We start from the raw sequence: 13,039 nt of genomic DNA on the forward strand, positions 1-13,039 counted from the left end.
GGCGGCACGATAAAAAAAGGGGCGCAACCCGCAGGTTGCGCCCCTTGTCGTTTTCGCGGGGTATCAGGCTTTGGCCAGCTCTGCCGCCTGTGCCGTTTCTTCGCTTTCCACTTCCACGGCTTTCGGCGCTTTGATGAACAGCGTAATCAGCAAGGAGGCGGCGGACAGGACGCCAATCACCATGAAGGTGGCGTGGAAGCCGCCGAAGTATTTGGCGACGAACGAACCGGCCAGCGCGCCCAGGCCGAAGCCCTGGTAGATGATGCCGTAGTTCTTGCTGTGGTTTTTCAGACCGAAGAAGTCGCCGACAATCGCCGGGAACACGGTGATGTTGCCGCCGAAGCAGAAGGCCACCGCGCCGACGCAGATGAAGAACAGCGTGTGGTTCAGGGTCATGAAGCTCAGGGCGACAATCGCCAGCACGGTAACCAGCATGGTGAAGCTGATGACGCGCATACGGCCCACTTTATCGGACAGCGTCCCCAGGATGATGCGGCCGGCGGTGTTGAAGATGGCGACGGCGGACACGGTGTTGGCGGCGGTGGCCAAGTCCATCCCGGCCAGTTGAACGCCCATGTCTTTCACGATGCCAATCAGATACAGACCGCTCATGCAGGCGGCAAAGAAGATGGTGAACAGCAGGTAGGCTTCTTTGGTGGCCAGCATCTGGCGCACGCTGAAGTCGTTGCCCAGACCGTTGGCGCCTGGCTGTGCGGCGTTGGTCGCCAGCACCGGCTCTTTCAGCAGCAGGGAGCCGACGACGATCAGGCCCATCACGATGGCACCCCAGTAGAAGAAGGCGCCGGAAACGCCGACGTCGGCGATCAGGGCGGCATTGACGTATTTGAACAGCAGGCTGCCGCTGCCGAAGGCGCCGACGGAGATGCCGGAAATCAGGCCTTTGTTGGCCGGGAACCATTTGATCAGGTTGGACAGGGTGGAGATGTAGGCGATACCGACCGCAAAGCCCACCACCACGCCGGCCAGCAGGTAGATCATGTCGAGAGAGCTGACGTGGGCGCTGGCGATAAGGCCCAGGCCGACCAGGATGCCGGAGCACAGCGTCAGGTTGCGGATGCCGAAGCGTTCTTGCAGCTTACCGGCGAACAGCGTGGCGAAGGCCAGGAAGAAGCTGGTGATGGAGAAGGTGGTGGCGACGTCCGCCAGCCCCCAGTGGAACTTGTCGACCAGCGGCTGGTTGAACAGGCTCCAGGTGTAGATGGTGCCCAGACCCATCTGACAGATGATGGTGCCGAGAACGATTAAGTTGCGATTTGCCGGTTTGGTGTTCATGGCCGGTCTCCTTCCTGTGTGTGCGTTGCCGGGCGTGAGCCGTTGGCTGAAATTTGCGGGGTGAATCAGCGTTCCCGCGGTATGGGCTTATTATATGGCCGGCCCCTGCGGCGGGCGGCGGATCGGGAATGAGTTGCACGACGGAAGGAATGAAATGCATTTTATGCGGCGTGAGTTGCCGTTTTTGCGCCTGAAAGCCCGTGAAATGCCGGGGGTGACACGTGATCTACATCAAAGATATCAACGATTTATTGTTAATCGCCGGTGAACGATTGTGGTGGAATTGTGAAGGATGCGTCTGAAAGGCGTAAATCGGCATTGCGCCTATAGAGCGGCGGTGAGCGCGGGGCTATGTTATCTGCGATCGGACAAGGTCCGCTCTGCAGGAGCCATGAAATGAAAAAAACGCTGTTGTTACTGGCTGCGCTGCTGGCGCTGCCGCTGGCGAGCCAGGCCGACGTCTCCATCGGCGTGAACGTGCCTGGCCTGTCGTTGCATATCGGCGATCGCGACAATCGCGGCCATTACTGGGACGGCTATCGCTGGCGCGATCCGCGCTGGTGGGCCGATCACCGCCGGTATGAACGCCCGCGCGGGTACTATTACGGCCCGCCGCCCCGGGTGATTTACTACGGGCCGCCGCGGCGCGACTGGCGCGACCGGCCGCATTACCGCATGCCGCCACCGCCGCCGCCGGGGTATTACTACCGTCCGGGCCCGCGCTGGTAAGCGCTTACAGGCGCATCAGCTTGCGGAACTCTTTCACCTTGCTGCGGCTGACCGGCACTTCAAACTCGAGATCGCTCAGCCGCAGAATGTAGGTATTGTTGAACCAGGGCACGATCTCGCGGATCTTCGCCAGGTTAACGCAGTAAGAGCGGTGGCAGCGGAAGAAATGCTCTTCCGGAAGCCTGCCGTAAAACTCGGTGATGTTCATCGGCATCACGAACTCTTCCCGGCGGGTATAGACCCGCGTCACCTTTTCATCGGCGGCGGCGTAATAGATGTCGTTGATGTCGGTAACGATGATCCGCTCGTCTTTGATCAGGTTGATGCTGTGGCTGCCGCGGCTCGGCGCGCTGGCCGGCTCCGTCGCGCCGGCGGGGCGATGATGCAGCGCCTCCAGCTTTTGCAGCATGGTGACGATGCGCGCCTCGTGATAGGGCTTGAGGATATAGTCGAACGCTTCGATCTCGAACGCTTCCACCGCATGCTCTTTATAGGCGGTGATGAACACGATAGACGGGCGATGCGCGAATTTGCTGATGTTTTGCGCCAGCAACACGCCGTCCAGCGACGGGATGTTGATGTCGAGGAAAATGGCGTCGACCTGGTGAGTCTGCAGGTATTTGAGGACGTCGAGGCCATCCTCGAAGGTGGCGACGATATCGATATTGCTGTGTTTCTTGATCAGGTAGCTGAGTTCTTCCTGCGCGAGGAATTCGTCTTCCACGATAATGGCTTTCATGAGGCCTCCCCGACCGGCGGCGCGCTCGGCTCCTGATGCAGCTTGCCGCCGTTTTTGCTGATGTAGAACGCGATTTCGGTGCCCGGCTCCAGGCGGCGGATATGCAGCCCTTCACCGTACAACAGCGACACGCGGTGGTGTACGTTGAGCAGGCCGATATTGTGGCCCGGCATCTCGTTGCGCGCCACCCGATCGATGGTTTCCTGATTGATGCCGTGGCCGGTATCCTTCACCGATATTTTCACCCGGTCGCCCTGATCTTTCACTGCGATCACCACTACCCCTTTGCCCTTGCAGGGCTGGATGCCGTGCACGATGGCGTTCTCCACCAGCGGCTGGATCAGCAGACTCGGAATGCGCACCGAGACGTCGTCGTCGATGTCGTAAATCACCGTCAGCTTGGCGCCGAAACGCGCCTGTTCGATGGCGATGTAATCCTGGATCTGATGCAGTTCCTTGCGGATATCGATCAGTTCGTCGTTCAGCTCCAGGTTGTAGCGCAGGTAGCGCGACAGGTTGATGATCAGCTGGCGCGCGGTGTCCGGATTCAGGCGGATGGAGGAAGAGATGGCGTTCAGCGCGTTGAACAGGAAGTGCGGGTTAATCTTGCTCTGCAGCGCGCGCATTTCGGCTTTATCCGCCATCTGACGCAGGTGCTCGATGCGCGAAACCTCCATCTGGGTGGAGATGATCTGCGACAGCCCGACCGCCATCACTTTCAGCGTGTTAGTGATCTGGTGAGCGTGGCAGTAGTAAATTTTCAGCGCGCCGGTCACTTCGCCTTTTTCCCACAGCGGCACCACCAGCTGCGAATGGATCTGCGGCGCGGCCGGGTTTTCCAGGTTGTTTTTGATGATGATTTTGCCGTGGCGAATGCTTTCGCGAGTGACGCGGCTCAGCCCTTCGCGGCCGATCGGGTAGGCTTCGCGCCCTACGCCGACGTAAGCCAGCACCTGATGGGTATCGGTGATCGCCACCGCGTCGGCGCGGATATCCTGGCGGATGATATCGCAGATGGTGGCCAGCGATTCGCTGTTGATTTTGCGGAAATAGGGCAGCGTCTTGTGGGCGATATCCAGCGCCAGCTTGGCCTGGCGCGCGGCGATCACTTCTTTCTCATCCTCGACGCTCTGCACCAGCAGCACGATCAGGCCGATGCACACCGTGCCGAGGATCATCGGCAGGGCGATCTGCGACACGATGTCCAGCCCGAGCTCGGTCGGCTTGGCCCACAGCACGATCAGCAGCATGGTGAGGGATTCGCACAGCATGCCGCCGACGATGCCGGCGCGCCAGCGCTGCTCTTTTTTCACCTTGAGGTTGATGTAACCGGCGCTGATGCCGGCGATGATGCTGGTGATAAGGCAGGGCACCGAGGTGATGCCGCCGATGTCGATCAGATAACGGTGCACCCCGGCGATGATGCCGGTGACGATCCCCACCCAGGGGCCGAACAGGATGCCGCCGGCCATGATGGCGATGACGCGCACGTTGACCAGCGAGCCCTCAACGTTGATGCCGGAGTAGGTGCTGAACAGCGCGAACAGCGAGAAGATTGCCGTGACGATGCCGAGCTCAAGCGGCGTATGGTCTTCTTTTTGCAGCAGTTGGCGGAACAGCCGGGTGCGGGTCAGGAAAAACAGACAGATCAACATCAGCGCGGCGCGATCAAACACCGCCAACAGCATTTCAAAAAAAGGGTGCACGACGGGTTCTCGCTGCGGCCTACGGATGACGGCAGTATACCACAGCGAGAGAGGCCCGTGGCTGGGGGCGGCGGTCAGCGCATCCCGAGCTGCGCTTTGCCCAGCGGCGTCAGCAGCTCGACGGTGGCGCGGCCCTCGAAATCGACCTCGAAATCGTCGGGGGCGAAGTCCGGCGGCGTTCTGCCGTCGATAAAGCTCGGCAGCTGGCGCTGCAGATAGGCGTCGTTTTTCTCGCAGCCCGGCGCGGCGGCGATGTACATCACGTTGCTGTCGAACTCGCCGTTATGTTCGTTCTCCACCGCGTGGATCACATCGCAGTGCCAAAAGACCGTGTCGCCCGGCTCCAGATCGGGAATAGGGGAAATCCCGCTTAATAAAAGGGGATGCCATTTTTCCGAGATCGATAGCGCGCGACCCGGCGCCGCATCGCACAGATCGTCATCGGCGACGTCGTCCTGCAGCGCGCGCAGCAGCACATAGGCCATGGCGTTGGCGATTGGCACCAGGTTCAGCGTGCCGGCGTTGGTGCGCTGCGGCGTCAGCGCCGTCCAGCCCTGGAAGGTGCGGAACATCGAGCAGACCGCCGGAGAGGCTATCTCGCGCACTTCGGTGCGGCCGTCGGCGGCGAAGGGATCGTACTGCTGCCAGTCGCCGGAGAAGACGTGGCGATACACATAGCGGAAGTTCTCGTCCAGCCAGCGCTCGATGGTGCCGCTGTCGACGTGCGGCGACAGGCCCAGCGACGAGGAGTTCGGCGGGCGGCGGCGGGTGCGATCGGCGTAGGTGGCGACGCGAGTCGGATCGAAATGCTGTTTGCCGTTGCTTTCGGTGGCCCACAGGCTGTTGAGAAACACCTGCACCGCATGCATGCGCGCGTCCTGCCGCGCTTCAACCTGCGGTTTTGACCAATAGATGCCGTAGATCTGTGGCTTGCTGGCGGCCAGCTTGCCGAAATAGTTGTCTTCGGCGGCGTTCTTCAATCGCTCGACGAAGTTGTTGCGATCGAGGTAATCGCCGATTTCTCGGTTCCAGCCCTCGGCTTTGGCGCGCGGAAACACCCCACGAATAGCGCAGGCGCCGCGTTGTTTGATCAGCGCTTTTTGTTGTTCAGTGACGCGCTGCTGCAGGATATCTTCCGCGTCAATTTGCGGCACCGGGTTGTGGCCGGCGGCCAGTTCGCGGCGAATCTGTTCGACCTGGCCGCGGATGTTCTCTTCCAGCGCCTGGAATACGTCGCGATAGTTGGGCAATGCCTGGCGCAGCTGACGCTTGACGTTAACGATCGCCTGCGGAATATCGTCGATGACTAAAGAGGCCATGGTGTTCTCCTGATGCCGCGTGGGTAACGGCGGCGGGCAGTTGTAGGGAATCGGGCAAGACGTTATGGTTTTGTGGTTTTAACGTAAATGATTATCGGCAACCAATCGGGGAAAATAAAGAGATATCTTTCATTCGTAAGTTCCTCTTTTTCGTTTTTCGGAGATTTTATGAAGCTGGTCACTGAACGTCTGCAGTTACAGTCGATAACCGCCGAGGATTGGCCGCTGTTTCTGCGCCTGTACCAAGATCCCGAGGTGATCCGTTACATCTCCGATCCGCGCAGCGAAGCGGAGATCCGCGCACGGTTCGAGGAGCGCCTGCCGGTCTGGGACAAACACGGCGACCAGTGGCTGTGCCTGGTGATGCGTGAGAAGCACAGCGGAGAGGCGGTGGGCATTACCGGCTTTCGCCCGCACTGGGCGCCGTATCGGCAGGCGGAAGTGGGATATGGGAGTTTGCCTTCCGGGCAGGGCAAGGGCTATGGCAAGGAGTCGCTGCGGGCGGTGCTGGATTTTGCGGTGAACGCCTGCGGTTTTCACAAGCTGACCGCCACCGTGACCGCCGGTAACGTCGCCTCGCGCGGCCTGCTGGAGTCGTGCGGTTTCCAGCTGGAGGGCACGCTGCGCGACAACTACCGTCTGGCGGATCAGTGGTGCGACGACTGGCTGTTCGGGCTGCTGGCGGCGGAGTTTCAGAGCGCTAAATAAAAATATCGCGCAGGGTATCGACAAGCTCGTCGGCGCTGCGCTATGTTCGATATTCGGTCAGTTCGCTGGCCAGCGTCGCTCGGACGGTCCGGGCGCTAACGTCTATCGAGGAATCCCCTATGGCTGATAACAGTCCACAGCGCCGTTTCACGCGCATTGAACGCCTTCCCCCTTACGTATTCAACATCACCGCCGAACTGAAGATGGCCGCACGCCGTCGCGGCGAGGATATTATCGACTTCAGCATGGGTAACCCCGACGGCCCGACGCCGCCGCACATCGTGGAAAAACTGTGCGCCGTCGCCCAGCGCGACGACACCCACGGTTATTCCACCTCGCGCGGCATTCCGCGCCTGCGCCGCGCCATTTCGCGCTGGTATGCCGATCGTTATCAGGTGGATATCGATCCGGAAAGCGAAGCCATCGTCACTATCGGTTCGAAAGAGGGGCTGGCGCACCTGATGCTGGCGACCCTCGATCACGGCGATACCGTGCTGGTGCCGAACCCCAGTTACCCGATCCACATTTACGGCGCGGTGATCGCCGGCGCTCAGGTGCGCTCGGTGCCGCTGGTGGACGGCGTGGATTTCTTCGGTGAGCTGGAGCGCGCCATTCGCGAAACCATTCCGCGCCCGAAAATGATGATCCTCGGCTTCCCGTCCAACCCGACAGCCCAGTGCGTGGAGCTGGATTTCTTCGAGCGGGTGGTGGCGCTGGCCAAGCAGTACAACGTGCTGGTGATCCACGATCTGGCCTATGCCGATATCGTCTATGACGGCTGGAAAGCGCCGTCGATCATGCAGGTGCCGGGGGCGAAAGACATTGCGGTGGAGTTCTTCACCCTGTCGAAAAGCTACAACATGGCCGGCTGGCGCATCGGTTTCATGGTCGGCAATCCCGAACTGGTCAGCGCGTTGGCGCGCATCAAGAGCTATCACGACTACGGGACCTTTACGCCGCTGCAGGTGGCGGCCATCGCCGCGCTGGAAGGCGATCAGCAGTGCGTGCGCGATATCGCCGAACAGTATCGGCAGCGCCGCAATGTGTTGGTGAAAGGGCTGCATGAGGCCGGCTGGATGGTGGAAAACCCGAAGGCGTCGATGTACGTCTGGGCGAAAATTCCCGAACCTTATGCCCATCTCGGTTCGCTGGAGTTCGCCAAACGCCTGTTGGCGGAAGCCAAGGTTTGCGTTTCGCCGGGCATCGGCTTCGGCGACTATGGCGATACCCATGTGCGCTTCGCGCTGATCGAAAATCAGGACCGTATTCGCCAGGCGGTGCGCGGCATCAAGGCCATGTTCCGCGCGGACGGGTTGCTGATGCCGGGCAAAGGCGGCGGCGCCAAATAATCCTGTCAGGCCGGACGTTTGTCCGGCCTTATTTTTTCCCGTCCCAAGGTTTTCTTCATTATTTCCCCATTATGCTCGACTACGCTGAATTTTATTTTTTGGATAGAGTGTATGAGCAACCGCTACGCGCGATCGCAAATCGTTTTACATTGGTTGACGCTGCTGATGGTGATCCTCACCTACGCGGCGATGTTGCTGAAGGATTCGGTGCCGGAGGCGTGGGCGCCGCTGGTCAAAAATCTGCACTTTAATTTTGGGGCTTCGGTTTTTGCCCTGATGCTGATTCGGCTGGCGGTGCGCACCCTCCACGCGACGCCACCGACCACGCCGCCGCTGGAGGAATGGCAGGAAGTGGGCGCCAAGATCTTCCATTGGCTGCTGTACGTGGTATTCCTGATGTTGCCGCTGCTGGGCGTGTTAACCCTGGCCTACGGCGGGAAATCGTGGACTTTACTGGGGTGGCCGGTACCGCAATGGGTGACGCCGGATCCGGTGATGCGCAAGCTGGTTAAAACGGTTCATGAGACGCTGGCGAATATCGGCTACTTTATCATTGGCGCGCATGCGCTGGCGGCGCTGTATCACCACTACCTGCGCAAGGACGACACCCTGCGCCGCATGATGCCGGGCAAATAACGGCGAACGACGGAAACGACAAAGGGACGCTCGCGCGTCCCTTTGGCTGTGTTCCCGGTCAGGCAACCATCAACATGAAGGTGCCAACCCAGGCAACCAGCATGAATGACACGCCCATCAAAAAATATTTCACTGAACAACTCCTGTCTGGAGTCCTCGCCAGCAATGATCCCGATTGTTGTGCTGAGTGTTTTATGGGCAACCTGTTTGTCGGGCGGGTTCTTCCAAACGAAAGAACAACGTCCTCGCGCGCGGGTTGTCCGGTTGTCGCGCCTCATGCTCCGTGAGGTAAAATCCGAACCGCGACAGGATCGGCGCTAATGTACTCTCAATACTGGTCTGATTTCAATACTGTGTTTTTGATCACAATTTTTGGCTGTTTTTTGAACAGGGTGCGCTGTTTTATAACGCTTTTTATCGGCGGGCGACAGGAACTAGCCCGCCGTGGCGGGCTGTAAAATAAGGGATGAAGCAATGCAGCGGCAGGCGCTCAGGCGACGGCGTTGATGCCGGTCGCCAGAATGACCCAAAAAACGAGACAAGACAGCAGAATAACGGCCCAAATATGACGGCGACTCCACTCCATTTTTAGCCTTCGTTGTTGCGACAGAGGATTAGGTAACGATCACATCGGCGCGAATGGAGGAAAATTTAGCCCCTGCGGGTAATATTTTGCTTACCTGTTGCTAACTTATTGGCAAACTTCACTTATTGTCACGCGCACGTCGTAGCCCAACAGATACAGCGCCTGCTCCAACGCTTCCACCTTCGAGGCGTAACCGATATCCAGCAACCGCTCCATTTGCCCGCCGTTGAAACCCAGCTTGCGCGCCAGCGCCGCTTTACCGGTGTTTTTGCGCAGCATGGCGTTGTGCAGTTCGATTTTCAGCGCCACCAGCGCCGGCAGGTGTACCCTCAACTCATCGGCTTGCAGAGGAGAAGGGGCGGGCAGGGGCAAACCTTCATCCATCGTGGCGGCGATGGCGGCCAACAGGCTTTCCTGCGCCTCCAGTTCGATGTCTTCGCGTTTATAGCAGGCGGTTTGCCACTCGGGGAAGTCACGAAAACCGATCTGCCAGGCGTCGCTGTCGCGATCGAAGGCGTAATGGGCGAAGTAATGGCTGAACATGGCGATCCCTGATTAAAACCTGAATGAGGCGCTATTGTGACGGCACGGCCGGCGGATAGCCATAGCCTTGAGCGGAATGGCGCTCAATCGGTCTGTTCACGCGGCTTGCGTCGCAGCCCGTCGGGCGGCAACAGCAGGGCGCAGACCATGACTGCCAGACTGAACAGCGGCAGCCAGCGCGCTACCGGGCCGGGGGAGTAGTTGTTGAGCACCGAGCAAACATAGCACGCGACGGCCAACGCCCAACCGGGCAGGCCGATATCGTTGAGTCGGAACGCGGTTTTGGCCATGAACCACGTGACCAGGCCGAAACAGAACAACGCCCACACCATAATGCACAGCAGATACAGCAGCACCGAGACGAATTCGGCGCCGTCGCCGTGCGCGTGGGCGCGAAAATGGTTTTTATCCAGATAGGTCGACAGAAACGACAGCAGCACGATACCGATGGCGAAGATCGCCAGCGAGAAAATAAACGGTTTGCGCGAGATGCGCCCACGGTACAGGTCTTTGGCGAGTTGTCCGAGAGATTCCATCACAGTCCATTGTCGTGATCATTGCGGCGATAGCCGGGTGGCAAGCAGTCGGGCATTTTATCGGGGCAAACGTGGGCGTCAAGGTGATAACTTTTCTCATTTAGTTGCGGTTGAGATTCAGCGCGGCCGCACCGGGCGTTCTTTGCCCGTGCAAAACGTCACAATTTGGCACGTTTGGCTACCTGACGCGGTCATTGGCGGCATAATCCTGTTTGTTCGCGTTGAACAATGCATTAACATAACTCCCACTTATCTCTTGCATGGCTATATGGATATCCGATGCGTCACCTGGTTGCGCTTTTACCGCTGATTACCTTGCTTGCTGCCTGTAGCAGCACGCCGAAACCCAGTACCACCGCTACGCCGCAGAGCACCCCGGTAAAGGGCGGCTTTTTGCTGAGCCCGGCGCACAGCGGCGCGCCGCTGGGTGGGGATTTCGCCAATAACCCGAATACCGCGCGCTTTATCGAGAAGATGGTGCAGGAACACGGTTTTGACCGGCAGCAGCTGCACGACGTGCTGGCGCAGGCTCGGCGATTGGATTCGGTGCTGCGGCTGATGGATAGGCAGGCGCCGACGCCGTCTACCCAGGGGCCAACCGGGCCGAATGGCTCCTGGCTGCGCTACCGCAACAAGTTCATCACCCCGGATAACGTGCAAAACGGCGTAGTGTTCTGGAATCAATATCAGGATGCGTTGCAGCGCGCCTGGCAGGTGTACGGCGTGCCGCCGGAGATTATCGTGGGGATTATCGGCGTGGAAACCCGTTGGGGCCGCGTAATGGGTAAAACCCGCATTATCGATGCGCTGGCGACGCTGGCCTTCGACTACCCGCGCCGCGCCGATTACTTCGCCGGTGAGCTGGAAACCTTCTTGCTGATGTCGCGCACCGAAGGCGACGATCCGCTCGAGTTGCGCGGTTCCTTCGCCGGTGCGATGGGCTACGGGCAGTTCATGCCTTCTTCCTTCAAAAGCTATGCGGTCGATTTCAACGGCGATGGGCATATCAACCTGTGGGATCCGGTCGATGCCATCGGCAGCGTGGCCAATTACTTCAAAGCGCACGGCTGGTCCAAAGGCGAGCCGGTCGCCATTCAGGCCAACGGCCAGGCGCCGGGGTTGGAAAACGGCTTCAAGACGCGCTACTCGGTCGCCGCGCTGGCCGAAGCCGGCCTGAGCCCGCAGGGTTCGCTTGGTGATAACCAAGAGGCCAGCCTGCTGCGGCTGGATGTCGGCACCGGCTACCAGTATTGGTACGGTCTGCCGAACTTCTACGTCATCACCCGCTATAACCACAGCACCCATTACGCCATGGCGGTATGGCAACTGGGCGAAGCGGTCGGGCGCTCGGCGCGCGGCGGCTTCTGACGCTGTGTCAATAAACGAAAAAGGCCGCTTGCGCGGCCTTTTTTGCATTCTGAGCAATCAGAAATCGTAGCGCAGACGCACCACGGTCATATCGCCGAGGTTGTCGGTGCTCGATGTCAGCACGTGCTCCACGTCAACGCGGAAACCGTAGTCAAACTGTACGGTCACCCCGAGGCCGTTATCGATGCGCTGGTAGTTGCGGCCGGTGATGTATTCCAGGCGATCGCCCATAAAGTACGGCATCACCGATTTCACCGCGTACTGACCTACCGGCACGGTATAACCGGCCAGGTATTCGATACCCCACGCATCGCCGGCGAAGTAATTATTGACGTCGGCTTTCTTGGTGGTCAGGAAGTCGTTGTAGTAACCGCCGCCGAAGGTCAGGGTCCAGTTGTCCGGTTTCCAGCTGATGGCGGTGCCGAAAATGTTCTGATCGTAGCTTTTGCTGCCGCTGGTGGACGGGTTGCGCATTTCGGCGCGGGTGTAGTTCCAGGCGGTGCCCCAGGTCAGATCCGGCGTAATATGGTAATCCACACCCAGAGAGCCGCCGCCTTTGCGCTTGTAGCGCAGGCCGTTGCCCGGCAGATAGTCGCTGTCGCTGAACAGGTACGAAGCGTAAACGTCCGCATCGCCGAAGCGGTTCTTGTACTTCAGCATTTTGCGTGAACGGTAAGAGCCGTCGTAGTCGCCGTTAATGCCGTTGCCCGGCGCCTGGGCCAGCATGTCGTAGTCCCAAATATCAGTCTTGGCGCCCACCACGTCATAATAAACGCTGTTCTGCTGACCGAAGGTCATCTGGCCCCAGGTGTTGCTTTTCAGGCCGGTGTACAGCATGCGGCGGCTGGTGTTTCTCGCGCCGTCGGCATAGTGATGATCCCAGTCAAACAGCGCCGGAATGTTCACGCCCAGCTCGTAGTAGCTGATCCAGCTGATATCGTCGAACAGATAGTAGTCCGCCGCGAAACGGAAGCGGGTGCCGCCGTCGAAGCCGTTACGCTTGTACGAGCCCTTGTCACCGTCGCCCGTCATGTTGTTGAACTGCGGACGAATACTGCCGCCAACGGTGAAGTTCAGGCGGCTGAGCGGATCGCCGGCCTGTGGATCTTGCTTCAGCAGGGTGATTTCCGCCTGAGCGGCGAACGACGCGCTGCCGATCGCCAGACCCAGCGCCACCGCTTGAGTCATTACGCGCAATTTCATTGCCATGTGTTATCCCTGTTTTAGGTATGACCGCCCTCATCAGCGCCGCCATGCCGATGTTTTGCGCAGAAAGCTGCGTTTTTGCGCATTTTGACGGTTTTTTTTGGTGTTTTAGCGGCGGGCGGCATTTGTAGCATAAACGGTGAAATAAATAATTACTTTTCTTGCTAATTATTGGCCGGTTTTTGACCATTTCGTGCGGTGAAAGTGGCCGCTCTGCCTCTCTCTCCACTCGGATGAATTCATTTAACGCCAAGGTTTATATTTTTCATTTGTCAGTCACCAACCCCAGCCTGTAATTTCAGCCATGCAAGAGATAATTAA

Annotated in this window: 13 protein-coding genes; 5 read left to right on the forward strand and 8 right to left on the reverse strand. The window is 59.2% G+C overall.

Features of this window, described 5'->3' with window-relative positions; genetic code table 11:
- Positions 1-63: 63 nt before the first annotated feature.
- Positions 64-1,293, reverse strand: coding sequence for an L-lactate MFS transporter (locus tag ACJ8M3_RS00405; protein WP_442514595.1), 1,230 nt, complete (start codon positions 1,291-1,293; stop codon positions 64-66).
- Positions 1,294-1,689: 396 nt separating this feature from the next.
- Between ACJ8M3_RS00405 and ACJ8M3_RS00410 the strand changes: the two genes are divergently transcribed.
- Complete coding sequence (locus ACJ8M3_RS00410) at positions 1,690-2,022, forward strand: DUF2502 domain-containing protein (RefSeq protein WP_033643938.1); 333 nt, start codon at positions 1,690-1,692, stop codon at positions 2,020-2,022.
- A 4-nt stretch (positions 2,023-2,026) separates the two neighbouring features.
- Here the strand turns inward: ACJ8M3_RS00410 and ACJ8M3_RS00415 are convergent, their stop codons facing one another.
- The 3 genes from ACJ8M3_RS00415 to ACJ8M3_RS00425 all read right to left on the reverse strand — a co-directional run bounded on the left by ACJ8M3_RS00415 (position 2,027) and on the right by ACJ8M3_RS00425 (position 5,786).
- Positions 2,027-2,761 carry a LytR/AlgR family response regulator transcription factor gene (locus tag ACJ8M3_RS00415; RefSeq protein WP_025303751.1) on the reverse strand — a complete coding sequence of 245 codons (735 nt, stop codon included), beginning with the start codon at positions 2,759-2,761 and terminating at the stop codon, positions 2,027-2,029.
- A complete protein-coding gene (locus ACJ8M3_RS00420; protein WP_103100922.1) occupies positions 2,758-4,449 on the reverse strand; it encodes a sensor histidine kinase in 1,692 nt (563 codons plus the stop codon). Before ACJ8M3_RS00420 ends, ACJ8M3_RS00415 begins: the two co-directional genes overlap by 4 nt.
- Positions 4,450-4,541: 92 nt before the next feature.
- A complete protein-coding gene (locus ACJ8M3_RS00425) occupies positions 4,542-5,786 on the reverse strand; it encodes a DUF1479 domain-containing protein (protein WP_042785138.1) in 1,245 nt (414 codons plus the stop codon).
- Between the two features lie 168 nt (positions 5,787-5,954).
- Here ACJ8M3_RS00425 and ACJ8M3_RS00430 point away from each other — a divergent pair, with 168 nt between their 5' ends.
- From ACJ8M3_RS00430 to ACJ8M3_RS00440, 3 genes are all read left to right on the forward strand, one after another.
- Positions 5,955-6,494, forward strand: a complete 540-nt coding sequence (locus ACJ8M3_RS00430) for a GNAT family N-acetyltransferase (RefSeq protein ID WP_033643935.1) — start codon at positions 5,955-5,957, stop codon at positions 6,492-6,494.
- A gap of 119 nt (positions 6,495-6,613) precedes the next feature.
- On the forward strand, positions 6,614-7,843 hold the full coding sequence (gene alaC, locus ACJ8M3_RS00435) for an alanine transaminase (RefSeq protein WP_033643934.1): 1,230 nt from the start codon (positions 6,614-6,616) through the stop codon (positions 7,841-7,843).
- A 111-nt stretch (positions 7,844-7,954) separates the two neighbouring features.
- Complete coding sequence (locus ACJ8M3_RS00440) at positions 7,955-8,479, forward strand: cytochrome b (protein ID WP_033643933.1); 525 nt, start codon at positions 7,955-7,957, stop codon at positions 8,477-8,479.
- A 58-nt stretch (positions 8,480-8,537) separates the two neighbouring features.
- Here ACJ8M3_RS00440 and ypdK read toward each other — a convergent pair whose 3' ends face one another.
- From ypdK to ACJ8M3_RS00455, 3 genes are all read right to left on the reverse strand, one after another.
- Positions 8,538-8,612: a membrane protein YpdK gene (gene ypdK / locus ACJ8M3_RS00445; protein ID WP_099782600.1), complete on the reverse strand. Its 75-nt coding sequence runs from the start codon at positions 8,610-8,612 to the stop codon at positions 8,538-8,540.
- Between the two features lie 558 nt (positions 8,613-9,170).
- On the reverse strand, positions 9,171-9,608 hold the full coding sequence (locus ACJ8M3_RS00450) for an antitoxin HicB (protein ID WP_033651988.1): 438 nt from the start codon (positions 9,606-9,608) through the stop codon (positions 9,171-9,173).
- Between the two features lie 83 nt (positions 9,609-9,691).
- The gene (locus ACJ8M3_RS00455; protein WP_033643931.1) at positions 9,692-10,144 is read right to left on the reverse strand and encodes a DUF805 domain-containing protein; all 453 of its coding nucleotides are present in this window, start codon (positions 10,142-10,144) and stop codon (positions 9,692-9,694) included.
- A gap of 279 nt (positions 10,145-10,423) precedes the next feature.
- On the opposite strand from ACJ8M3_RS00455, the gene mltB reads away from it, so the two are divergent.
- A complete protein-coding gene (gene mltB, locus ACJ8M3_RS00460) occupies positions 10,424-11,512 on the forward strand; it encodes a lytic murein transglycosylase B (RefSeq protein ID WP_046687577.1) in 1,089 nt (362 codons plus the stop codon).
- A 57-nt stretch (positions 11,513-11,569) separates the two neighbouring features.
- Here the strand turns inward: mltB and ACJ8M3_RS00465 are convergent, their stop codons facing one another.
- The gene (locus tag ACJ8M3_RS00465; protein ID WP_033632458.1) at positions 11,570-12,721 is read right to left on the reverse strand and encodes a porin; all 1,152 of its coding nucleotides are present in this window, start codon (positions 12,719-12,721) and stop codon (positions 11,570-11,572) included.
- Between the last annotated feature and the right edge of the window lie 318 nt (positions 12,722-13,039).

The organism is Serratia sp. CY55921, assembly GCF_052167655.1.
GTDB classification, from domain to species: domain Bacteria; phylum Pseudomonadota; class Gammaproteobacteria; order Enterobacterales; family Enterobacteriaceae; genus Serratia; species Serratia ureilytica.